This window comes from uncultured Bacteroides sp., from assembly GCF_910578895.1.
GTDB lineage: Bacteria > Bacteroidota > Bacteroidia > Bacteroidales > Bacteroidaceae > Bacteroides.
Genome location: NZ_CAJTSC010000016.1, coordinates 23,336 through 46,377, shown reverse-complemented (window position 1 = coordinate 46,377; position 23,042 = coordinate 23,336). Strand labels below are relative to the sequence as shown.

The 23,042-nt window shown below is 50.3% G+C and carries 24 protein-coding genes; 12 read left to right on the top strand and 12 right to left on the bottom strand.

Translation table 11 applies throughout. The annotated features are described in order from the left end of the window. Positions 1-47: 47 nt before the first annotated feature. From QZ327_RS06055 to rpmH, 4 genes are all read right to left on the bottom strand, one after another. Positions 48-1,022, bottom strand: a complete 975-nt coding sequence (locus tag QZ327_RS06055) for a D-alanine--D-alanine ligase (RefSeq protein WP_294617975.1) — start codon at positions 1,020-1,022, stop codon at positions 48-50. Further along, positions 1,019-2,089 carry an RluA family pseudouridine synthase gene (locus tag QZ327_RS06050; RefSeq protein WP_294617973.1) on the bottom strand — a complete coding sequence of 357 codons (1,071 nt, stop codon included), beginning with the start codon at positions 2,087-2,089 and terminating at the stop codon, positions 1,019-1,021. Before QZ327_RS06050 ends, QZ327_RS06055 begins: the two co-directional genes overlap by 4 nt. Positions 2,090-2,152: 63 nt before the next feature. Continuing rightward, positions 2,153-2,812 carry a PASTA domain-containing protein gene (locus QZ327_RS06045; RefSeq protein WP_294617971.1) on the bottom strand — a complete coding sequence of 220 codons (660 nt, stop codon included), beginning with the start codon at positions 2,810-2,812 and terminating at the stop codon, positions 2,153-2,155. 236 nt (positions 2,813-3,048) lie between these two features. After that, positions 3,049-3,210, bottom strand: a complete 162-nt coding sequence (rpmH, locus tag QZ327_RS06040) for a 50S ribosomal protein L34 (RefSeq protein WP_004292199.1) — start codon at positions 3,208-3,210, stop codon at positions 3,049-3,051. Positions 3,211-3,406: 196 nt separating this feature from the next. Between rpmH and efp the strand changes: the two genes are divergently transcribed. Beyond that, positions 3,407-3,973, top strand: a complete 567-nt coding sequence (efp, locus tag QZ327_RS06035) for an elongation factor P (RefSeq protein WP_294617970.1) — start codon at positions 3,407-3,409, stop codon at positions 3,971-3,973. A 101-nt stretch (positions 3,974-4,074) separates the two neighbouring features. Here efp and QZ327_RS06030 read toward each other — a convergent pair whose 3' ends face one another. Continuing rightward, positions 4,075-4,320, bottom strand: a complete 246-nt coding sequence (locus QZ327_RS06030; RefSeq protein WP_294617968.1) for a hypothetical protein — start codon at positions 4,318-4,320, stop codon at positions 4,075-4,077. A 346-nt stretch (positions 4,321-4,666) separates the two neighbouring features. On the opposite strand from QZ327_RS06030, the gene QZ327_RS06025 reads away from it, so the two are divergent. The 6 genes from QZ327_RS06025 (at position 4,667) to QZ327_RS06000 (ending at position 9,162) form a co-directional block, all read left to right on the top strand. Then, positions 4,667-5,656 carry a glycosyltransferase gene (locus tag QZ327_RS06025; RefSeq protein WP_294617967.1) on the top strand — a complete coding sequence of 330 codons (990 nt, stop codon included), beginning with the start codon at positions 4,667-4,669 and terminating at the stop codon, positions 5,654-5,656. A gap of 148 nt (positions 5,657-5,804) precedes the next feature. Further along, positions 5,805-6,491 carry a DNA repair protein RadC gene (gene radC, locus QZ327_RS06020; RefSeq protein ID WP_294617965.1) on the top strand — a complete coding sequence of 229 codons (687 nt, stop codon included), beginning with the start codon at positions 5,805-5,807 and terminating at the stop codon, positions 6,489-6,491. A gap of 87 nt (positions 6,492-6,578) precedes the next feature. Continuing rightward, positions 6,579-6,890 carry an iron-sulfur cluster assembly protein gene (locus QZ327_RS06015; RefSeq protein WP_294617963.1) on the top strand — a complete coding sequence of 104 codons (312 nt, stop codon included), beginning with the start codon at positions 6,579-6,581 and terminating at the stop codon, positions 6,888-6,890. 24 nt (positions 6,891-6,914) lie between these two features. Continuing rightward, on the top strand, positions 6,915-7,679 hold the full coding sequence (locus tag QZ327_RS06010; protein ID WP_294618004.1) for a UDP-2,3-diacylglucosamine diphosphatase: 765 nt from the start codon (positions 6,915-6,917) through the stop codon (positions 7,677-7,679). 185 nt (positions 7,680-7,864) lie between these two features. After that, positions 7,865-8,293 (top strand): DUF6756 family protein, encoded by a 429-nt coding sequence (locus QZ327_RS06005; RefSeq protein WP_294617962.1) that lies wholly within the window; start codon positions 7,865-7,867, stop codon positions 8,291-8,293. Beyond that, positions 8,290-9,162, top strand: coding sequence for a hypothetical protein (locus QZ327_RS06000; RefSeq protein WP_294617961.1), 873 nt, complete (start codon positions 8,290-8,292; stop codon positions 9,160-9,162). Before QZ327_RS06005 ends, QZ327_RS06000 begins: the two co-directional genes overlap by 4 nt. Positions 9,163-9,234: 72 nt before the next feature. Here the strand turns inward: QZ327_RS06000 and QZ327_RS05995 are convergent, their stop codons facing one another. The 3 genes from QZ327_RS05995 to pta form a co-directional block, all read right to left on the bottom strand. Next, a complete protein-coding gene (locus QZ327_RS05995; RefSeq protein ID WP_294617960.1) occupies positions 9,235-10,635 on the bottom strand; it encodes an alkaline phosphatase in 1,401 nt (466 codons plus the stop codon). A 237-nt stretch (positions 10,636-10,872) separates the two neighbouring features. After that, positions 10,873-12,069 (bottom strand): acetate kinase, encoded by a 1,197-nt coding sequence (locus QZ327_RS05990; RefSeq protein ID WP_294617958.1) that lies wholly within the window; start codon positions 12,067-12,069, stop codon positions 10,873-10,875. Positions 12,070-12,179: 110 nt separating this feature from the next. Continuing rightward, the gene (gene pta, locus QZ327_RS05985; RefSeq protein WP_294617956.1) at positions 12,180-13,196 is read right to left on the bottom strand and encodes a phosphate acetyltransferase; all 1,017 of its coding nucleotides are present in this window, start codon (positions 13,194-13,196) and stop codon (positions 12,180-12,182) included. A 458-nt stretch (positions 13,197-13,654) separates the two neighbouring features. Between pta and QZ327_RS05980 the strand changes: the two genes are divergently transcribed. The 4 genes from QZ327_RS05980 (at position 13,655) to QZ327_RS05965 (ending at position 16,767) form a co-directional block, all read left to right on the top strand. Then, a complete protein-coding gene (locus QZ327_RS05980) occupies positions 13,655-13,993 on the top strand; it encodes a CidA/LrgA family protein (RefSeq protein WP_294617955.1) in 339 nt (112 codons plus the stop codon). Beyond that, positions 13,990-14,685 (top strand): LrgB family protein, encoded by a 696-nt coding sequence (locus tag QZ327_RS05975; RefSeq protein ID WP_294617954.1) that lies wholly within the window; start codon positions 13,990-13,992, stop codon positions 14,683-14,685. The genes QZ327_RS05980 and QZ327_RS05975 overlap by 4 nt, the downstream gene beginning before the upstream one ends. 51 nt (positions 14,686-14,736) lie before the next feature. Continuing rightward, on the top strand, positions 14,737-15,651 hold the full coding sequence (locus QZ327_RS05970) for a DUF2156 domain-containing protein (protein WP_294617952.1): 915 nt from the start codon (positions 14,737-14,739) through the stop codon (positions 15,649-15,651). Between the two features lie 99 nt (positions 15,652-15,750). Further along, the gene (locus QZ327_RS05965; protein ID WP_294618002.1) at positions 15,751-16,767 is read left to right on the top strand and encodes a GNAT family N-acetyltransferase; all 1,017 of its coding nucleotides are present in this window, start codon (positions 15,751-15,753) and stop codon (positions 16,765-16,767) included. A gap of 8 nt (positions 16,768-16,775) precedes the next feature. On the opposite strand, the gene QZ327_RS05960 is transcribed toward QZ327_RS05965, so the two are convergent. From QZ327_RS05960 to folP, 4 genes are all read right to left on the bottom strand, one after another. Beyond that, positions 16,776-18,095 carry a TldD/PmbA family protein gene (locus QZ327_RS05960; protein ID WP_294617951.1) on the bottom strand — a complete coding sequence of 440 codons (1,320 nt, stop codon included), beginning with the start codon at positions 18,093-18,095 and terminating at the stop codon, positions 16,776-16,778. Positions 18,096-18,113: 18 nt separating this feature from the next. Next, positions 18,114-19,652 (bottom strand): TldD/PmbA family protein, encoded by a 1,539-nt coding sequence (locus QZ327_RS05955; RefSeq protein WP_294617949.1) that lies wholly within the window; start codon positions 19,650-19,652, stop codon positions 18,114-18,116. Positions 19,653-19,867: 215 nt separating this feature from the next. Beyond that, complete coding sequence (cdaA, locus tag QZ327_RS05950) at positions 19,868-20,632, bottom strand: diadenylate cyclase CdaA (protein ID WP_294617948.1); 765 nt, start codon at positions 20,630-20,632, stop codon at positions 19,868-19,870. Between the two features lie 56 nt (positions 20,633-20,688). Next, positions 20,689-21,555, bottom strand: coding sequence for a dihydropteroate synthase (folP, locus tag QZ327_RS05945; RefSeq protein WP_294617947.1), 867 nt, complete (start codon positions 21,553-21,555; stop codon positions 20,689-20,691). Positions 21,556-21,724: 169 nt separating this feature from the next. On the opposite strand from folP, the gene murF reads away from it, so the two are divergent. After that, the gene (gene murF, locus QZ327_RS05940; RefSeq protein ID WP_294617946.1) at positions 21,725-23,023 is read left to right on the top strand and encodes a UDP-N-acetylmuramoyl-tripeptide--D-alanyl-D-alanine ligase; all 1,299 of its coding nucleotides are present in this window, start codon (positions 21,725-21,727) and stop codon (positions 23,021-23,023) included. Positions 23,024-23,042: the final 19 nt, after the last annotated feature.

Below are 23,042 nucleotides of genomic sequence, written 5' to 3'. Positions count from 1 at the left end.
CTGCCAAACGGGCATCCGGCAGCCGGTTGATACCTAATAGTTAATATCTAAAATTGGTTTTCTATTATATCTGTCATTACATCTTTAATGTCCAGGTTTGCCGCACGCACCTGTTGCGGGATGAAACTGGTGGCGGTCATGCCCGGAGTGGTGTTCACTTCCAGCAGGTTTATCTTTCCGCTTTCGGTAATGATATAGTCCACGCGGATAATGCCGGAAGCCCCGAGAATATCATAAATGGCGGAAGTGAGCTGCTGCACACGGTCGCGCAGTTCGTCGGGAATACGCGCCGGGGTGATTTCGTCCGACTCGCCGTTATATTTGGCTTTATAGTCGAAATACTCATTGTGCGACACCACTTCCGTAATAGGGAACACCACGGATTTCTCTTTGGTTTTGTAACAACCGCAAGTAATCTCCGTGCCGTCCATAAAAGCCTCTACCAAAACCTCTTTCGCTTCCGCGAAAGCCTTTGCGATAGCAGGTTGTATCTGCTCTTTCGCATTCACCTTCGTCACGCCGAAACTGGAGCCGCCCAGGCTGGGCTTGATGAAGCAAGGCAAGCCTATCTTCCCGATTACATCCTCGTCGGTGACAGACTGCCCCTGGCGAAGCAGCAACGAATCGGCAATGCGCACGCCAAACGATTTGAGATACTGGTTGCAGGCAAACTTATCATACGTCAGCGCAGCAGCAAGCACCCCGCAACAGGAGTAAGGGATACGGAGCATGTCGAAATATCCCTGCAGGCGCCCGTCCTCGCCCGGCGTGCCGTGGATGGTGATATATGCGAAATCGAATACCACCTTTCCGCCGTCCAGCCGGAAACTGAAGTCGTTACGGTCTACCGGCGCTTTCGTCCCGTCGGGCAGTTGCACATGCCAGTCCGGTCCGTGCATCTCTACAATATATAATGTGTATCTCTCCTTGTCGATGAAGGAGTAGATTCCTTGTGCGCTGCGCAGGGAGACTTCAAATTCGGAAGTATCCCCTCCGCATACAATAGCGATTGTGCGTTTCATTCTAATTCTCTATTACTGATATAGCCCCTCCACCTGTCAATCAGCCGGCTCATGTCATCCGGCAACTCCGAGGTGAAATACATTTCCTCTCCGCTGACGGGATGCACAAAGCCCAGCGTCATGGCATGCAATGCCTGCCGCGGACAAGTATCGAAGCAATTGTTTACAAACTGTTTGTATTTGGCAAAGTGAGTGCCTTTCAGGATTTCATTGCCGCCGTAGCGTTCATCGTTGAAGAGGATATGCCCGATATGCTTCATGTGCACACGGATTTGGTGGGTGCGCCCTGTCTCAAGCACACACTCCACGAGCGTCACATACCCCAATCGTTCCAGTACCCGGTAGTGGGTAACGGCATGCTTGCCCTGGTCGTCGGGAAGGACGGTCATCTGCATACGGTCTTTAGGATTACGCCCCACGTTACCTACGATTGTGCCTTCGTCCTGTTCCACATTTCCCCAGACGAGGGCACGGTAACGGCGCTTGGTGGTCTTGTTGAAAAACTGAATGCCGAGATTGGTCTTGGCATCCGGCGTCTTGGCAATCACCAGCAAGCCGGATGTATCTTTGTCGATACGATGCACAAGCCCCACGTGCGGGTCGTTGGCATCATAATCGGGAATATCCTTCATGTGCCAGGCAATGGCATTGACAAGCGTGCCCCGGTAGTTCCCGTGTCCGGGATGCACCACCAGCCCTGCCGGCTTGTTGACAACCATCAGGTACCTGTCCTCATAAACGATGTCTAAAGGAATGTCTTCGGGGATAACCTCGTTCTCGTAGCGGGGACGGTCCATCATCACCGTTATCACATCCAGAGGTTTTACCTTGTAACTGCTTTTCACCGGTTTGCCGTTTGCCATCACAAACCCGGCATCGGCGGATTTCTGTATACGGTTGCGCGAAGCATTGGTCAGGCGGTCGAACAGATATTTGTCCACACGCATCAGCTCCTGCCCCTTATCCACCACCACGCGGAAGTGCTCATAAAGTTGCGATTCATCGCCCACAGGCTCTATATCGTCCAGTGCATCGTTCTCTATATCGTCCGGTAACTCTTCAATCATCGCTTGTCCTTGTTAAGCATTAAAGGCAACTTCTTTCCCGTACACCCCACTCCATGTTTCATTTCAAAACCAAGATTCATCGGCAGCCGAAGAACTTTCGGAAGCAACCGGCGCCTGCGTCTCCGCATCGTCGTCCACGGACAAAGAGCCGTTGCCCGACGATTCTCCGCCACCGCCATTGCCAACCATCAATGTCAGCGTTGCCCCCATGGGCACTTTTTCGCCGATAGCCAGCATGCGCCCCTTATACTTTACGCCATACACCCAGTCCTTCTCGCCTGCCACGTATTGGATATCGTTCAGTTTAAAGCCCGAAGCCAGGATGCGCGCTTCCGCCTGACGCAACGAACTGTTGTCCGCCACATCCGGCACCACCTGCAAGGGTATGCTGTTGGAATTGATTGTCAGATAAACGATACGGCCTTCCTTCACCTTCTGACCGGCAGCCGGATGATAGTCCAGAATAGAGCCCGCAGGCTTGTCCTTGACGTATGTAGAGTCGGAAACAATGCAAGACAACCCCCGATTGGCGAATGCCGCTCCGGCTTCGGCCACTGCCATGCCTTTTACATCGGGCACTACCACAGCCTCGCCGTGGCGGGTATATCGGTCTATTCCCCTTAATGTCCCGAACAGCAACAGAACTACCACCGCAATCATTGCCATGATGTTTATCCAGAAGTACTTGTTCTGCCGGAAAGAAAAAAAATCCTTTATAGTCATAATCACTACAATTTGGTGCAAAGATAATGCAAACCGGGAGCAGAATAAAACGAACGGGGTCATTTTTTATGCCGAGGCGCAACTTATCTCCGCTTTTCCTGCAAAGATAATGCAATTTGGGTGCATTGCAATGCCGTTTCCTTGAAAGTTTCACAAAAAGCCGTGACAAAAGAGAAGCCGCAAAACACTGTCACCAGTCCTTTGCGGCTTTCTTATTTCTTCAAAGAAGGAATGACTTATGCCTTCACTCCGTTGTACTCGTCAGAAACAGTCAGTTTCTTTCTGCCTTTGGCACGACGTGCGGCCAATACTCTACGACCATTGGCTGTAGCCATTCTCTCACGGAACCCGTGTTTGTTTTTTCTCTTTCTGTTAGAGGGTTGAAATGTTCTTTTCATTACTGTATCTTGTTTTATGTTATTATTCCACGTAATCGGGCTGCAAAAATAGAGACTTTTTCTAAAATAACCAAGAGATAACTCTTTTTATCTCAAAACTTTTTGTGTTTTTTACCGATTTCCATTACTTTTGCACTCGCAAACCGATATCCAAAGAAGTAAATACTAACATAATAATATTATAAAGACTATAAGTATGATTAATGCCCAAGACATTAAAATCGGAACTTGCATCCGCATGGATGGCAAATTGTATTTCTGTATCGACTTCCTGCACGTAAAACCGGGAAAAGGCAACACTTTCATGCGTACGAAGCTGAAAGACGTAGTAAACGGCTATGTATTGGAACGCCGCTTCAACATCGGCGAAAAGCTGGAAGACGTACGCGTAGAACGTCGTCCCCACCAATTCCTCTACAAGGAAGGCGATGACTTCCTGTTCATGAACCAGGAGACATTCGACCAAATTCCCATCGCCCACGACCTTATCAACGGTGTAGACTTCCTGCTCGAAGGCATGGTAGTGGACGTGGTTTCCGATGCCTCTACCGAAACCGTACTTTATGCCGACATGCCCATCAAGGTTCAGATGAAGGTTACCTATACCGAACCGGGACTGAAAGGCGACACGGCTACCAACACCTTGAAGCCTGCAACTGTGGAATCGGGCGCTACGGTACGTGTTCCGTTGTTCATCAACGAAGGCGAGACAATCGAAATCGACACACGCGACGGTTCTTACGTAGGTCGCGTAAAAGCATAAATCATCTGCCGGACCAACCCGGAGGAAGAGGATGGCGCGAAAGCCATCCTCTTTTTTTTATCTCCCCCGCGCCGTTTGCCCTTATGCCACGGCTGTTTCATTTACACCCGCATTTCCTGACAATCTGTATTTCCCGCCGGCGCAGAATCGTTTATTTCCGCCCTTATGCACTGCCGGCGGAAAAAAACGAAACGGGATGCGCCCATCTTGCCGACAACCAGCGGAATAGCGAAATATTTACAAACCAACCAGCGAAAAAAGGCACCGGAAATGCCGCGTGCGGGCATCCCGTTTGCCGGATATCGGTGTTTGTGGCAAGGGATATCAATGCCGCTCGTGATAGACATTAGTGTCTGTCATGAGCGGCATTAATGTCTCTCACGATAGATGTTAATGTCTGTCGGCTGAAACGCTTGTATCCGACACCGGAAACACCTGCATCCAACGGCGCGAAGAGCCTATTTCTGCATAAACGGCGCATTTTTATCGAAAACCGGAGCATATTCATCCGCACTTTATGCAACGGCTCTCTATTCCGGCAGGAAGAGAGATGGACGGCAGTAAGCAAAAAGGCGGTTTTCCCGTCTTTTTGTCATAAAACGGATATTCACCGCCCATTCACGCGATACACCAAATAAAAATGTATCTTTGCACACAGCAACTCACGTAACCCGATAAAAGAAAGAGACAGACATGCGATACTCCGTCATCATCCCCGTATACAACCGTCCCGATGAAGTGGACGAACTCTTGCAAAGCCTTGCCCGGCAAAGTTTCAAGGATTTTGAAGTCATCGTCGTGGAGGACGGGTCGTCCGTTCCCTGCAAGGATGTCACCGACCGTTATCGGGACATGCTGGACATCCGCTACCATGCCAAACCCAACTCCGGTCCGGGACAGACGCGCAATTACGGCGCCGAACGCAGCCGGGGGGAATACCTGATTATATTGGACTCCGACTGCATCCTTCCCGAAGGCTATTTCGCGGCGGTGGAAGAGGAGCTGCGGAAAGCCCCCGCCGACGCTTTCGGCGGACCGGACCGCGCGCACGCTTCGTTCAGCGACATACAGAAAGCCATCAACTATTCCATGACCTCGTTCTTCACCACCGGCGGCATCCGCGGCGGGAAGAAGAAGATGGACAAGTTCTATCCGCGCAGTTTCAACATGGGAGTGCGCCGCGAAGTCTATGAAGCGCTCGGCGGATTCTCCCGGATGCGTTTCGGGGAAGACATCGACTTCAGCATCCGCATCTTCAAAGGCGGATACGGATGCAGGCTGCTGCCCGGCGCATGGGTATATCATAAGCGGCGGACAGACCTGAAGAAGTTCTTCAAGCAGGTGCACAACTCCGGCATCGCACGCATCAACCTCTACAAGAAATATCCCGAATCGCTGAAGATAGTGCATCTGCTGCCGGCGGCATTCACGGCAGGAGTGGCGGCATTGGCGGCGGGAGCACTCTTCTGCCCGTACAGCCTGTTGCCCGTCGCGCTGTACGCATTGCTTGTCTGCACAGACTCCGCCGTGCGCAACAGGAGCCTGCGCATCGGCATCTACTCCATCGCCGCATCCTTCATCCAGCTTACCGGATACGGCACCGGCTTTTGGCGCGCCTGGTGGAACCGTTGCATACTCGGCAAAGAGGAGTTCGAAGCGTTCAAGAAGAACTTCTACAAATGACGCGGAAAGGGGCAAGAGGCCGGAAACGGGGCGGCTTTTTCATTCACGGGGGTTAAAAGCGGAGAATGTCTCTCCCGAGGAAAGAAAGGCAAGCGAAGACAGGACAACGGCAGAGCAACAAACGGGCCGCAAAAAAAGAACAGACAATATGGAGAAGTTAACAATAAACCGGTGGGCGGCAGAAGACCGCCCAAGGGAAAAAATGATGCTCAAAGGCGCGGAAGCCCTCAGCGACGCGGAACTGCTGGCGATACTTATCGGCTCGGGAAACACGGAAGAGAGCGCCGTGGCACTTATGCAACGCGCACTTGCCTGCTGCAACAACGACCTGAACCAACTGGGGAAATGGGAAGTGCGCGACTTCTCCCGCTTCAAAGGCATCGGACCTGCCAAAAGCATCACCATCATGGCGGCACTTGAGCTTGGCAAGCGCCGAAAGCTGCAAGAGCGTCCGGAACGTGCCGTCATACGTTCGTCCGGCGATATCTACGAAATTTTTCACCCGTTGTTGTGCGACCTCACCGTGGAAGAGTTCTGGGTGCTCCTGCTCAACCAGGCGGCACGCGTCATCGACAAGGTGCGCATCAGCCGGGGCGGCATCGACCAGACCAGTGCCGACGTAAGGAGCATCCTGCGCGAAGCGTTGTTGCAACGCGCCACACAGATTGCGCTGATACACAACCACCCCTCGGGAAACGCACGTCCCAGCGCCAGCGACCGCCAACTGACGCAATCCATACAGAAAGGAGCGCAGACCATGAACATCCGGCTGATAGACCACGTTATAGTCACCGACGGCACATATTACAGTTTCAATGACGAGGGAGTGCTGTAATGCACGGCTGTAATCCGGCACGCACATTCTTTGCAGTTTCAATTAAAATCTTTAGATTTGCTTCGCTAAACCAACAACCGTACGAATATGACCAAATTTGAGATAGAAGAGAAAATCGTTGCCATGCTGAAAACCGTATTCGACCCGGAGATACCGGTGAACGTGTACGACCTGGGGCTTATCTACAAGATAGACGTTGCCGACAATGGCGAGGCAATCATCGACATGACCCTGACAGCACCCAACTGCCCTGCCGCGGATTTCATCATGGAGGATGTCCGCCAAAAGATAGAGTCGATAGACGGGGTGGCTTGCGCCACCATCAACCTGGTGTTCGAGCCCGAATGGGACAAGGACATGATGAGCGAAGAGGCCAAACTGGAACTGGGTTTTCTTTAACGGATAAACGGAACGGCGTATATGATGAAGAACGTATATTTCCTGTCGGACGCACACTTGGGGTCGCGTGCCATTGAGCACGGACGGACACAGGAGCGGCGGTTGGTCAACTTCCTCGACAGTATCAAACACAAGGCGGCTGCCGTATATCTGCTGGGCGACATGTTCGACTTTTGGTACGAGTTCCGCACGGTGGTGCCCAAAGGCTATACCCGCTTTCTCGGCAAGCTGTCCGAACTGACGGACATGGGCGTGGAAGTTCACTTCTTTACCGGCAACCACGACATCTGGTGCGGGGATTATCTGACCCGGGAATGCGGCGTAACCATCCACCGCGAACCGCTTACCACGGAAATCTACGGAAAAGAGTTCTATCTTGCCCACGGCGACGGGCTGGGCGACCCGGACAAGAAATTCAAGTTGCTGCGCGCCATGTTCCACAGCCGCACGCTACAGACGCTGTTCTCCGCCCTTCATCCCCGCTGGAGCGTGGATTTCGGGCTGACGTGGGCAAAGCACAGCCGCCTGAAAAGAGTGGACGGCAAAGAGCCCGAATACATGGGCGAAAACAACGAACACCTGGTGTTGTATACCAAAGATTATCTGAAAGACCATCCGAATATAAACTTCTTCATCTACGGGCACCGGCACATCGAGCTGGACCTGATGCTGAGCGCCACCGCCCGCGTCCTTATCCTCGGAGATTGGATAAACTACTTCTCGTATGCCGTATTCGATGGCGAAAACCTGTTTCTGGAAGAGTTCGTCGAAGGGGAAACCAGGTTGTAAAAGTGAAAAAGAACAAGCAAGGGGTTCAAGCAATAAATACTCCTGCCCGATTTGCCGAAAAAAGTGCGGTGCACCGTTCGTGGTGTACCGCACTTTTTCTATATTTGCTCGCAAAGTGATATACTTAAAGAGGACAACAGCCGATTTCGCTGTCGGCATAAGGTTATCAACCAAAGCAAAATGCCATGTTTGATTATAAAGAAATAGAACGGACAGTCAAAGACAATCATCTTCCATTCCAGAAAATAGAAGATGCCGATAAAGAGATTTTGACGCAAAAGCTATATGACACATTTGTAATTGGAAATCCCCGTGCATTATGGCTGAGCTTTAAATATGTGCCATATAGTATAGATTGCAACATGGAAGACCCTTATTTTCATCTGTTGGATATAATTGACAAGAACACCGTTCTCTACTTCTTCATTGACTATTGGAACAGGGATTTCGTCGTTTATAAAGCAAGAATGTCCGATATACATAAATTTATCGGTGACTGTGAGGGACTTGATGAATATTACCTGGTGACAGAGGATTTTATGGAGCTGTATAGCATAACAGACCACGATGATTTGCTTTATATCGACGTGAGGAAAAATGAAACAAGGAAATGATTGAAATTTTCAACATAGAGAATCTTGATGAACTGTCCGTTCATTTAAGCAAACAGGAACAAGAAAAAGCCAGGAACTGGCTTTTCAACCGGTTTGACAAGCTATACCACTACGCAAACATTAAGGAATGGAATGAACTTGTGAGAGTGTGTGAGGCTTTAAAAATTATCGGCTGGGGAGATAGAGAGCCTTTGGAAGCGAAAGCCCAACGTTGGATAAACGGCAGTTTCTATACGTCATTGATGAACCAATACTTTGAAATCAAGGATGAGCGAGGATGGAATAAATTAAAGGATTCCTATGTTTTGGAAAACGGTAGTGATAAAACCTATTATTCCGGCTATGAATTTCAGTCGCAACGAAACTTATTGCCCAAATCGCCTATTCGGTGGCAGAAGTCGGGAAACCATCAAAAATCAGTTGAACCGCTCTATGAAAGCCTTGACAGACTAAAAGATTTGGTCGCGCATGGGCTTAGACCGGAAGAGTATGGCGACAGTTTCTCTTATCTTGGCATTTCAATGTTTTTCAGTCATCACGATGACGAAAATGAATCTGTCAGGTATGAATACTTTCATTCTGAGAATGAAGTGCCGGAAGGATTTAATGGCAAATATTACATTCGTCCTAAGTACAAATGGGGACGTTTGACAAATCAGAACGGAGTGTATCACATAAAGGTAGAACGTCATTTTAGCCGTAAATTCGGTGAATTACCGCTGTTGGAGCAGAAGAAAACAATCATAAGCGATTTCTTGTATTATATGCAATGTGTTGCTGATAAACTGCAGAAAAAGAAAATCGAATATGATTGCAACCTCTTAAAAAACGATTTGGAACTAATTTTAATGAAATGGGGAGATAGCTGATGAAACAATCAGCCCTGTCGCAGACATCTATGGCAGGGCTGATTTATATATTGGGGGTGTTTCAACACACACTCATTTATATCCTGCCGCTTTCGCAATGCGTTTCGGAATTTCCGTATTATCCATCTTCCCGGTGAACAGGTCGGAACCTGCACCTATCGCAAAGACGGGAACATATCCGGCAGTATGGTTGGAGCAGGTCCATCCCACCATTGCTATCTGGCTCATCACCTTTCTGGCAGCGGCAGCCAAAGGCTCGGTCTTGGCATAAAGGCTCTCCTCGAAAACAACCTTGTTCTTCACGAAAGACGTTTCGTATTCGTCACGCAGCAGCTTTTCCTGCTCCCAAGTCAAGGGCAACTCTTTCCAAAAGCCCATTCTATCGGTAAGCAGCGCCTTTACCTCTTCCCAGGAAGCTTTGCCGGACTTCTCTTTCCTCAGGTCGGTAATCGCCTTGGAGAGAAGGTCTTGCGATTGCTTCTGATTTGCCAACGCTTTCAAGCGAAGTGCATACTTTCCGGTGCCCAACCCCGCACCGCCTGTCTCGTGGTCGGCAGTCACAACAATCAGGGTCTCTTTCGGATGTTTCTTGTAGAACTCGTAGGCAACCTTGACGGCATTGTCCAAATCAATCACCTCCTCAAAAGTAGTGGCGGGGTCATTGCTGTGGCAAGCCCAGTCTATCTTGCCGCCTTCCACCATCAGGAAGAAGCCTTTGCGGTTTCCTTTCGTCAGGAAAGAAACGGCGCTTTCCGTTATCTCCGGCAGGGTCAGGTCGCCCGCTTCACGGTCGATGGCATAAGGCAGGCAGGACGGCTCGGCACCCTCTTTCTGGATAAGCACCATCCGCTTTGCATCCGCCGCTTTAGCCTTGTATTCGTCCAAGCCCCGGGCAATCGTATAGCCTGCATCTTCCATGATGGGAAAGATGCTCGGCGCTTCTTTCTTATCGGCTGTCGTGGCAGGTTTCAGAAAACCGCCGCCTGCATAGAAGTCAAAACCGGCTTTCGGCAAGTCAAGCGCTATCTCGTAATACATGCTGCGCTGAGGCTGGTGGGCGTAGAAGGCCGCCGGAGTGGCGTGGTCCACGCTGACACTGGTGGCAATCCCCACTTTCTTCCCGGATTTTCTGGCTTGCTCGGCAACCGATTGCAGCACGTTCTTATCATCGTCCATGCCGATAGCCCCATTGTATGTCTTTGCGCCGGTGGCAAGAGCCGTGCCGGCTGCCGAAGAATCGGTCACGGAATTGGTGGCAGAGAAAGTCGTAGCCATAGTGCCTGCCGGAAATGTAGTGAACAGAAGCGGCTTCACGCCGATACGTCCTTCCTGTTCTGCCAGATACATCTCCGTGCCATTCACCTGGTTCACTCCCATTCCATCACCGATGAAATAGAATACATATTTTGCCTGCTGTGCATACGATGTGCCTGCCAGCAACACAAAAAGCAATACATACATCAATCGTTTCATAAACTTGTATCATTTAAAAAATTATCTGTCCTGTTTCAATATCTCTGCTTAACGCGGAAACAAAGATAAATGAAAATCGTGGGAATCTCACACCGGCAGGACAAAGATTATGTTTTTTCTTTAGAGGAAAGATAGGGATTTTAACTCATTCATATAGAACGATATCATCAAAAAGAGAGTGCCGAAAACAGCGTTGGCTGCTTCCGGCACTCTTATCAAACCCTTATTTCAATGCTGTTATTTGTTCAAGATAGCCATTGTATCAGAAGCAATCATCAGCTCCTCGTCGGTGGGGATAACCACTACCTTCACCTTAGAGTCGTCTGTCGAAACCACAGCTTCCTCGCCACGGATATTGTTCTTTTCCAAATCGACCTTGACACCCATGAATTCGAGACCTGCACACACTTCGCTGCGGCAGTTGCACTGGTTCTCGCCGACACCGCCCGTAAATACGATGATGTCCACGCCACCCAGCGCGGCAGCATAAGCGCCTACATACTTCTGAATGCGGTAGAAGTACATCTTTTCCGCCAGAATAGCTCTCGGATTGCCGGCTGCTACGGCATTCTCCAAATCGCGCATATCGCTCGACTCACCGAAAATGCCCATTACGCCGCTCTTCTTGTTCAGAAGGTTGGACACGCCGGTTGCATCCAGGTTCTCCTTGTCCATGATGAAGGTAACGGCACCTGCATCGATATCACCGCTGCGGGTACCCATCATCAAACCTTCCAACGGAGTAAGACCCATGCTGGTATCCATACATTTGCCGTCTTTGATGGCAGAAACGGAACCACCGTTGCCGATGTGGCAGGTAATGATTTTCTTTCCTTCCGGCTGTACGCCCAGGAACTCACACACACGCTTCGATACATAACGGTGGGAAGTTCCGTGGAAGCCGTAACGACGGACGCCGTACTTCTCATACAGTTCGTAAGGAACGGCATACATATATGCGTAATCGGGCATTGTCTGGTGGAAAGCGGTGTCAAACACACCGATTTGCGGAACATTCGGCAGAATGGCAGAAACGGCATTCACACCTTTCAAGTTGGCAGGATTGTGAAGCGGAGCCAAATCGTTGCAGGCAGTAAACGCTTCCAGCACTTCCTCGGTCAGCAATACGGATTCGCTGAACTTTTCGCCGCCGTGCACCATGCGGTGGCCTACCGCATTGATTTCATCCAACGACTTGATTGCACCATATTCGGCACTGGTCAGTGTATTCAGGATGAACTCCACACCTACCGTATGCTCCGGAATGTCTTTTTCCAAAACTTTCTTCTCGCCGTTGGGCAAGGTCAATTTCAGAAAAGAGTCCTTCAACCCGATTTTTTCAATACCACCTTGCGCGATAACCTCTTTATGGTCCATGTCAAACAGTTTGTACTTGATGGACGAGCTACCGCAATTCAATACTAAAACTTTCATTTTATGTAATTTTGAATTATAAATTATGAATTATGAACTCCGAACTATGAACCGCGAACCATGAATTATGAACAGGGAAAGCCTCCCGGTTCATAATCCATAATTCAAAATTATTTATTGTGTTTGGCGGCAATAGCCTGGTTTGCAGTAATTGCAATCATACGATAAACGTCTTCGATAGAGCAACCGCGTGACAAGTCGTTCACCGGACGCGCAATACCTTGCAAAATCGGACCGACAGCATCGGCATGTCCCAAACGCTGCACCAGTTTGTAAGAGATATTACCTACCTCAAGGCTCGGCACAATCAGTACGTTGGCATTACCTGCAATGGCAGAACCCGGAGCTTTGCTTGCACCTACTTCGGGAACCAATGCGGCATCGGCCTGCAATTCGCCGTCGATAGCGATATCGGGAGCCATTTCTTTGGCAATCTTCAAAGCTTCCACCACTTTGTCTACCACTTCGTGCTTTGCAGAACCCTTTGTAGAGAAGCTCAGCAATGCCACTTTCGGGTCAAGACCGGCAACAGCCTTAGCCGTGCGTGCGGTACAAACGGCGATTTGCGCCAATTGGGAAGCATCGGGCACCGGAGTAACGGCAACATCGCCCATCACCAAAATACCGTTCTTACCATATTCGGGAGCATGCGTCAGCAACAGCATCGCACCGGAAACACAAGTGATGCCGGGAGCAGTCTTGATAATCTGCAAAGCCGGACGAAGCACATCACCGGTAGTATTAAGAGCACCTGCCAACTGACCGTCGGCATCGCCGTTCTTGATAATCAAGCAGCCCAGGTAAAGCGGATTGGTTGCCAACTTACGGGCTTCCTCGATAGTCATGCCTTTTTTCTTACGCAATTCGAACAGCAACTGTGCGTACTCCTCCAGCTTCGGATTGTTCTCCGGGTCGATAATGGTTGCCTTGGAGATATTTCCAAGTCCCCACTCCGTGGCACAAGCGTTGATTTCATCAGGATTACCCAAAAGGATAAGGTCTGCAATACCGTCTGTCAAAATTTGATTGGCAGCTTTCAATGTGCGTTCTTCCGTACCTTCGGGAAGAACAATGCGTTGGCGATCGGCTTTCGCACGCTCTAAAATTTCGTTAATTAATCTTTGCATGATATTTTTAATTGTGTATAAGATCGGTAGTTTGTGTTATTCACGCCGCAAAAGTACACAATTTTGCAATATACACATTGCAATTCAGAGGGTTTTTCTATGCCAAACAAGAATTATTATAATATTTAACACTAACAGATGCTTCATTGAACAGTTCCTCGCTCCAAATAGCTAACTTTGCACCGTTTTCAATATTTCAGAGCCTGTTCAGGTCTTGTCCGGCATTGGCTTTGCCCAGAACATCTTTTATTCCCGGCATAGGCTTTTGAGAGTCTTTTAAGAGTCTTTTCCGAGGATATTTTCCTGCTTTTTCATGAGGAGCATAGCGGGCTATGCAACAAAATAAAAAAGAGAAAGAGAGGACTGAAAGGAAGTTGGCAAGAGGTCGGATAAGAACTTTTTGAAGCAAGATTCAAACAGGCTCCAAACAGGTAGATATCATTTAATAATCAGGTATTATGATTCGTCAATGCGCCATTCTTTTCGGATGTCTGGCTTTGGGTGAACTGATTGTATTCTTAACGGGTGTTAAACTCCCGTCAAGCATCATCGGCATGCTGCTGCTCACCCTCTTTTTGAAATTGGGTTGGATAAAACTGCACTGGGTGCAGGGGATGTCCGACTTCTTGGTTGCCAACCTGGGATTTTTCTTTATTCCGCCCGGCGTAGCCCTTATGCTTTATTTCGACATTATCGCTGCCGAGTTCTTGCCTATCGTCATCGCCTCAACAGCCAGTACACTGCTGGTATTGGTGGTGACAGGTTGGGTTCACCAATTAACACGTAAAATCAAATGAACTTCTTAGAAAACGAATTTTTCCTGCTGGCTATCACGTTCGGGATATTCTTCTTAGCCAAACTTCTCCAGAAGAGAACGGGAATAATGCTGCTTAATCCCATCCTGCTGACTATCGCCCTGCTCATCATTTTCCTGAAAATGACGGATATCAGTTACGAGACTTATCACAAAGGCGGGCACCTGATTGAATTTTGGCTGAAGCCGGCAGTGGTGGCACTGGGCGTCCCCCTGTACCTGCAACTGGAGACCATCAAGAAGCAACTGCTGCCTATCCTGCTTTCACAATTGGCAGGATGTATCGTAGGTGTCATTTCCGTGGTCCTGATAGCCAAGCTGATGGGCGCTTCCGACGAGATTGTCTATTCGCTTGCTCCCAAATCCGTCACTACCCCGATAGCCATGGAAGTGACGAAATCGATAGGCGGCATCCCCGCACTGACCGCCGCCGTGGTGGTATGCGTAGGGTTGCTGGGCGGGATATTCGGCTTCAAGGCAATGCAATTGACCCATATCGGCAGTCCCATGGCGCAAGGGCTCTCATTGGGCACCGCCGCCCATGCGGTCGGCACATCCACCGCAATGGACGTCAGCAGCAAATACGGTGCGTTTGCCGGTCTGGGGCTGACACTGAACGGGATTTTCACCGCGTTATTAACCCCCACCATCTTACGACTGTTAGGACTACTCTAACAAAATCCCCCCGTTTTTGTTATTATATTCCTAAACCAATAGAAACGATTTATGATTTCATTCAAAGATATCGAACTTACAGACAAAGAACTTATTACTTCCCTCACCCTGAACAGCCCGCAACGGAACTGCGACCTTTCGTTCTCCAACCTGTGCAGCTGGCGCTTCCTATACAACACGAAGTTTGCCGTCATGGACGGTTTCCTGTTATTGAAATTCTGGGCAGACGGAGAACTTGTATACATGATGCCCGTGGGCAACGGCCATTTAAACAACGTGCTGGATGCGCTGGCAGAAGATGCCAACCGCGAAGGAGCGCCTTTCTGCCTGCTGGGCATCTGTGACGAAATGTGTTCCAAGCTGGAAACCTTCATGCCCGGCAGGTTCCGTTTTACAGCAGACCGGGACTATGCCGACTATATATACCTGCGCTCGGACCTTGCCACCCTGTCCGGCAAGAGGTTCCAGGCAAAACGAAACCATATCAACAAATTCAAAAAGACTTACCGGTACGAATATACCCCGATTACAGCCGACCGTATCCAAGAATGCCTTGACCTGGAAGCGGAATGGTGTAAAGCCAACAAATGCGACCAGCACGAAGGCACAGGCAACGAACGCCGCGCACTGATATACGCCTTGCACAATTTCGATGCGTTGGGACTGACGGGCGGCATTCTCCATGTAGAGGGCAAGATTGCGGCTTTCACATTCGGCATGCCTATCAACCGGGATACGTTCGGAATACATGTAGAGAAAGCCGACACCCGCATAGACGGCGCATACGCCATGATCAATTATGAATTTGCCAACCACATTCCCGAACAATACACCTATATCAACCGGGAAGAAGATTTGGGCATCGAAGGATTGCGGAAAGCGAAACTCTCTTACCAGCCCGCCATTATCCTGGAAAAATACATCGCTTGCCTGAAAGAGCAACCGGTGGAGGCCATCAAATGGTAAACGGACAAATGGCGAACGACGGAGAGTGTCCTTTTAAATAAAGAAAGAAAGCGCACAAAAGCAACAAAGCGTACAAAAACAATAATGCGAGGTAAGACGATGCAGGAAAAGGTAAAGAATTTATGGAAACTGTGCTTTGACGACAGTGACGAATTTACGGACATGTATTTCCGCTTGCGCTACAGCAACGATGTCAACATCGCCATCCAAAGCGGCGATGAAGTGATTGCCGCCCTGCAAATGCTGCCTTATCCCATGACGTTCGGCACGCAAGAAATCAAGACCGGCTACATATCGGGAGCCTGCACGCATCCCGATTACCGCAACCGTGGAGTCATGCGCGAACTGCTGTCGCAAGCCTTTGCCCGCATGCTGCACAACGGCATGGCGGTTTCCACCCTCATCCCGGCAGAGCCACGGTTGTTCGGATATTATGCCGATGCAGGCTATGCGCCCGTATTCAAGTATGCCCCAACCACTTTTACGGTTTCGGAAACAGCCGGCATCCACGACACGGTTGCCTTGAACAAGACGGACGTCTATCAAGAAGAAACCTACCGCTATTTAAACCGGAAACTGCGCGAGCGCCCTTATTGCATCCAGCACACGGCAACGGACTTCCAGGTAATCCTTGCCGATTTGCAACTGAGCAAAGGATGCGTCTATACCCTCAGCCAAGGCGACAGGATTACGGCTTTAGCCGTTGTATATCCGGCAGCAGACAACACCTGGCATGCGGGAGAAGCCGTTGCGGACACACCCGGCATGCGTTCGCTGTTATTGCAACGTATTTGCCGGCAATTAGGCATTCCGTCCATCCGGGTTATCGCCCCGCCCGCCACCGGTCCGGACACACAGGCATTGGGCATGGCACGCATCCTCAACGCCAAAGCGATATTGCAGCTCTATGCCGCCGAACATCCGGAACAGGAAATGAATATCGCCCTTACAGACCGGCAAATCAGCACCAACAACGGCTATTACTACTTGAGCAACGGTATATGTATGAACAGTGCCAAGCGTCTGCCGGGCAGCCACTTGGCACTCACTATCGGCGAACTTGCCGAAAAGATATTATCACCGTCAAGCCCCTACATGAGCCTGATGCTGAATTAACAGTTACTTTACAATCCGGTGAAGTCCACACCCTCGAACACCAACGAGGGAATACGCCAGGACGAGGTGATACGGGCATCGTTGCCCACAGCCGCCAAAGACGCCCAGAGCGTGATCATATTGCCCGTAACGTTCATCTCGCTGACCGGCTGTGTCAGTTTGCCGTCCTCAATCAGGAAGCCCTCGATGCCGTAAGAGAAATCGCCGGTGCTGCTGTTGCAATTGCCACCGTTAAATCCCGTAACCAGGATGCCTTTCCGCACATCTGCCACCAGACCGTCCAAATCCTTGTTTCCCGGTTTGAGTATCAGCAGGGAAGGAGAATTGACTGTGGGTTCCACTCCCATTTTCTTGGCATTGTAAGTACCGATAAAGTATGTTTTCAGCACTCCGCCCTCAAATATGGGACGCGGTTCCGTAGCCACCCCTTCGTTATCGAAATAACGGGCACCCCTTGCACCTATTATGTGAGGCTCGTCCATAAGGTTCAGCAAATCCGCACCGACTTTCGTATTCAGTTTGTCCAGCAGGAACGAGTTCTTCTGCTGCAATGCGGAACCATATAACGCACCGAGCAACGGATTAAGCAAATTGCCCGCATTCATAGGGTCTACCACCATCGTGTATTTACCGGAAGCCGCCTTCTTCTGCCCGAGTTTCCGCAACACGCGTTCCAGCGCTTTCGTGCCTATCCCCGACTTCACCAGTTTGTCGTAGAACAGCGCCGACTCGTACCAATAGGAAGACGGGCGCGCCTCTCCCTCGCCCCGCAATGCCACATCGGCAGAGACCGAAAACCAAGTAGACTTGGATTCCCCTTCGAAGCCGTTGCTTGCCAGGCGGTAAGAAGAACTCTCACCGTCACCATACGACGTGCTTACGGATATGATGCGGCTGTCCTTGCCCAAAACCTCTTCGGCGGCGGCACGCGCAACGGCTACCTTATCGTCCGGATTGATACTCTCGAAACGTTTGTCGAACAGTTGCAAATCCGGCTTTCCGCCCTTGTAGTAGCGGGAAGCATCGGGCAATACGCGTGCCTCGTCCACAGCCAGGTAACGCGTGGACTCGATACCGTTCTTTATAAACGACTCCAACTCTTTCTTGTCCAACCGGTTGGTTGAGTAAGAACCGTACCTGCCGTCTACATACAGGCTGATGCTGAGCCCGCTCTCCGATGCCTGCTGCAACCGGTCCATTTTGGCATCACGCAGTTCGAACGAAGCGTTGGAATTGGAATACAGCGCCAGCTGCGCTGCCTGGCATCCGTTCTTCAGGGCATAATCCATTGCCCATTGTGCCAGTTTCTTATTATTGTCTGTAATCATTTCTTTATGCAATTGAATTTAACTTTCTCCACCTACCGTCAGTTTGCTGACCAATGCCGACGGCATGCCGCATGTCACCGGACAAGATTGCCCGTCCTTGCCGCAAGTCCATGTGCCGTTGTCGATTTTTTCATTGTTGGCAACCATTGTGATATCTGCCAGCGCCTTCGGACCGTTGCCTATGATGTTGATGTCCTTGACGGGCTGCGTCAGTTTGCCGTCCTCAATCAGGTAACCGGACTTCACAAAGAACGTAAAGTCACCGGCACCAATCTGCACCTGGCCGTTGGTGAACGTGTCCACAAAAATACCCTTCTTCACGGTAGAGATGATATCCGCTTCCTTCATGTCTCCGGCTTCCATGTACGTGGCACGCATGCGAGGGATAGGCAGGTTGCGGAAGGTGTCGCGACGACCGTTTCCGGTAGGATTTACACCGTAGTACTTGGCACTGATACGGTCGTGCAGGTAGCTGGTGAGCACACCGTTGCGGATGATGTACGTCTTCTGCCCCTCCACGCCCTCATCATCGAAATTCACGGAGCCGCGATTGAAAGGAATGGTACCGTCGTCCACCACATTGATATGCTCGTTGCATACCTTCTTATTCAGCTGTCCGGAGAATATGGAAATGTCCTTACGGTTGAAGTCAGCCTCAAAAGCGTGTCCGATAGCCTCGTGCAACAGGATACCCGAACCGCCCGCACCCATTACGACAGGCATTTCACCGCCTTTGGGCTTGATAGCCTTGAACATGACGGCTGTCCGGTCCACCACTTCGCGGGCAACCACGTCTACAATGTCGTCCGTCATAAACTCGAAACCTCTGCGATAGGACCTGCCGGCATAGCCGTTTTCCATTTTGCCGTTCTCCTCCATGATGCAGACCGCCATGAAAGAGACCATCGGGCGATAATCGTAGTAGCTGATGCCCTCGGAATTACAAAACAGCACATGCGACGTGCTGTCTTGCAGATATGCCTGCACCTTACGCACACGGTTGTCCAAGGCAAAGATTTTCTCATTCAGCTTCTCCAGATAAGGTATCTTCTCCTTTACGCTTATATCTTCCCACGGAGTGGTCACGGTATAGCGGTTCCGGGCAATCGCCTGTTCCTTCAGTGCCACAGGTTTCACCTTCTTGCCCGAAGAGGCGATGCGGGCAGCGGTGCGGGCGGCACGCAACATTTCTTCCAGCGTGACGCCTTCCACGTATGCATAGCCGCTCTGGTCTCCGGCAAGCACGCGCACTCCCATACCGAAATCGATATTGGAGCCGCAATTATTCACCTTGCCGTCCGTCAGGCTCACACTGTTGTTGAACGTGTGCTCAAAGTAGAGGTCCGCATAGTCGCCGCCTTTCTCCAAAGCGGCAGCCATCACTTTCCTTAAATCGGCTTCCGTCACGCCAAAATGGTTGATGGCAGCAGCCACGGCAGTTTTGCTATCCGCCCCGCCCAATGCTCCGCGCACAGACTCCGGCATTGCCAGCGAAGGCATTGCCAATGAACCGAGAACCGCCATACCGCCGGTTCGTAAAAAGTTTCGTCTATCCATTTTTATCCAGTTTATAAAAATTAGTCATTTATCCTTATAAGAAAACGAAAGCAGTTTTCAGACGCAAATCACGTCCCATATCGAACCCTATTCAGTCGTATACTGAAATAGGTTCAGTCGTATACTGAATGGCATTCAGTATACGACTGAATGCGGCTCTATTTTCATCCGTGACAATCAGGCAGGTACAAAAACCCGGATAATCCTCATGGCTTTTAAATTTCTTTTGTCAAAAGGCTCTCCAATTCTTCGGCGCTCAGGCGCAGATAGAACTGCCCTTTGTAAGCCACCGAAATGGAGCCTGTCTCCTCGGATACGATAATCGCATGCGCATCCGACACCTGCGATATCCCCATTGCCGCACGGTGGCGCAACCCCAGTTCTTTCGGGATGTCCAGGTTGTGAGACACGGGCAGGATACATCCCGCCGCCTTGATGCGTTTCTTGCTGATGACCATTGCCCCATCGTGCAGCGGGCTGTTCTTGAAGAAGATGTTCTCTATCAGCCGTTGGTTGATATCGGCATTGATAACCTCTCCCGTACGCACCACATCGTTCAGCGGCACGCCACGTTCAACCACAATCAATGCGCCCACCTTCTGCTTGCCCATACTGATGCAAGCCATTACGACGGGCATGATTTCATCGTGCTTCATACCCTCTTTCTTATTACCCGTAAGAAAGCGCACCAATGCGCTGGCATGCTGATGCGACCCGAGCGTGAGCAGGAAACGCCGTATCTCGTCCTGGAACAGCACGATGAGCGCCAGCACCCCCACGCTGACCAGTTTGTCGAAGATAGAACCCAGCAACTTCATTTCCAGCACCTGGGACACCACCAGCCAAATCAGGATAAACACAAGGATGCCCGTAAACACGTTGATAGACCCGGACGCCTTCATCAGCTTGTACGTATAGTAGAGCAGGAAAGCCACCAGCAGGATATCTATAAAATCTTTTATGCCAAACTCGAAAAACACGGTTCTCTAAATATTAAAACAGTAACTAATCAGGTATCAATTCTCACCCCGGCGTTTCATTCCAACGGCTTCGCACCCTCTTTCCGCATGGCTTCCACGATTTTCACCGTTTCCACCGCCTCGCGCACATCGTGCACGCGGAGGATGTCGGCGCCTTTCAGCAGGCAGATGGTATCCAGCACGGTAGTGCCGTTCAGCGCCTCCTGCGGAGTAGTGCCCAGCAGGCGGTATATCATCGACTTGCGCGATACGCCTGCCAGCAGCGGAAGCCCGAACACGCGGAACTCTTCCAGATGGGCGAGCAGCTCGTAGTTGTGCGCAACGGTCTTGCCAAAACCGAATCCAGGGTCGAGGATAATGTCCTTCACGCCCAAATCGCGCAGTTGTTGCACCTTGCGGGCAAAGTACATGAACACCTCTTTCAGCAGGTTGTCGTAGTGGGGATGTTGCTGCATGTTCTGCGGAGTGCCCTGCATGTGCATCATAATGTAAGGCACGTTCAATTCGGCAACCGTACGAAACATGGCATCGTCCATTTCGCCGGCGGCAATGTCATTGATGATTGCCACCCCGTATTCCTCGACACACATCCTTGCCACATCCGCCCGGAAGGTATCTACCGAGACAACCGCGTCGGGACACACCTTCCGCAGCACAGCCAGCCCTGTGCGCAAACGCTCCATCTCTTCTTCGGGAGAAATATTCTCCGCATTGGGACGTGAGGAATAGGCACCGACATCAATGATAGCGGCCCCTTCTGCCATAATCTGCTGTACGCGATGCGCTATGTCGGCTTCCGTCTGCATGCGGCTGCCGGCATAAAAGGAATCGGGAGTGACGTTGAGAATGCCCATGACGCAGGGAGAGGAAAGGTCTAACAGGGAACCGTTGACATTTATATATTTGGGTTGCAGAGCTTTCATGGATAGTTCTTTTTTACTTATACATCTGCAAATGTAAACAAAGTAAGTTCAAAATATACTTTTTTCCACTCTTTTTTTATTGCCGTCCATGCAACGTAGCGAATTAAGCCATATCTTTGCAAGCGCATCAAGCATTTTTCGGATTATATTTCAAAAGAGGAAAAACAACATGGATATAGCTGCTCTTTATCAATTGTTTCTAAGCTGCACCGGTGTCACCACCGACAGTCGCAACTGCCCCGAAGGTTCACTGTTTATCGCCTTGAAAGGCGACACGTTCAACGGCAACGCCTTTGCGGCCAAAGCGCTGGAAGCGGGCAGCGCATACGCCGTTGTGGACGAAGCCGCATACGCCCCTGCAGGAGACACACATTATATATTGGTGGACAACTGCCTGCACACCTTGCAGCAGCTTGCCAACTATCACCGCCGGCAACTGGGCACACGCATCATAGGCATCACGGGTACCAACGGCAAAACAACGACCAAAGAGCTGATATCCGCCGTGCTGGCTCAGAAATACAACATACTCTACACGCTGGGCAATCTGAACAACCCGATCGGCGTGCCGCTCACCCTGCTGCGCCTGAAGGCGGAGCACGAACTCGGCATAGTGGAAATGGGTGCCAGCCATCCCGGGGACATTAAGGAACTGGTAGAAATAGCCGAGCCTGATTACGGCATTATCACCAATGTAGGAAAAGCCCATCTGGAGGGTTTCGGCTCTTTCGAAGGTGTCATCAAGACCAAAGGAGAACTGTACGACTATCTGCGCCAACGGAACAATCCGCTCGTATTCATCCACCACGACAATCACTATCTGAGGGAAATGGCACGGGGACTGGAACTGCTGCCCTACGGAAATGAGGACGGGCTCTACATCAACGGACACGTTACGGGGAACTCCCCTTTTCTCACTTTCGAATGGAAAGCGGGGAAGGAAGGAGAACTTCACGAAATACAAACGCAACTTATCGGTGAATACAACTTCCCCAATGCGCTTGCTGCAGTTGCCATCGGGCACTTCTTTGAGGTAGAACCCGGCAAGATTGACAAGGCACTATGCGAATATACCCCGCAAAACAGCCGTTCGCAACTGAAAAAGACGGCAGACAATACGTTGATTATCGATGCGTATAACGCCAATCCAACCAGCATGATGGCATCCATCAGCAACTTCCGCAACATGCAGGCGGAACACAAGATGCTGATATTGGGTGACATGCGCGAACTGGGAAAGGACAGTGCCGAGGAACACCAGAAAATAGCAGACTTCCTTGCCGAATGTAATTTTGAAGAGGTCATTCTGGTCGGTGAGCTATTTGGAGCCACCCGTCACGCATTCAAGACATATCCCGATGCCTCCGCACTGATAGCAGAACTGCAAAGGGAAAAGCCTTGCGGGAAAACAATCCTGATTAAAGGATCGAACGGGATAAAGCTCGGTACGGTAGTGGAATATCTATAAAATATACCGGCATATAACC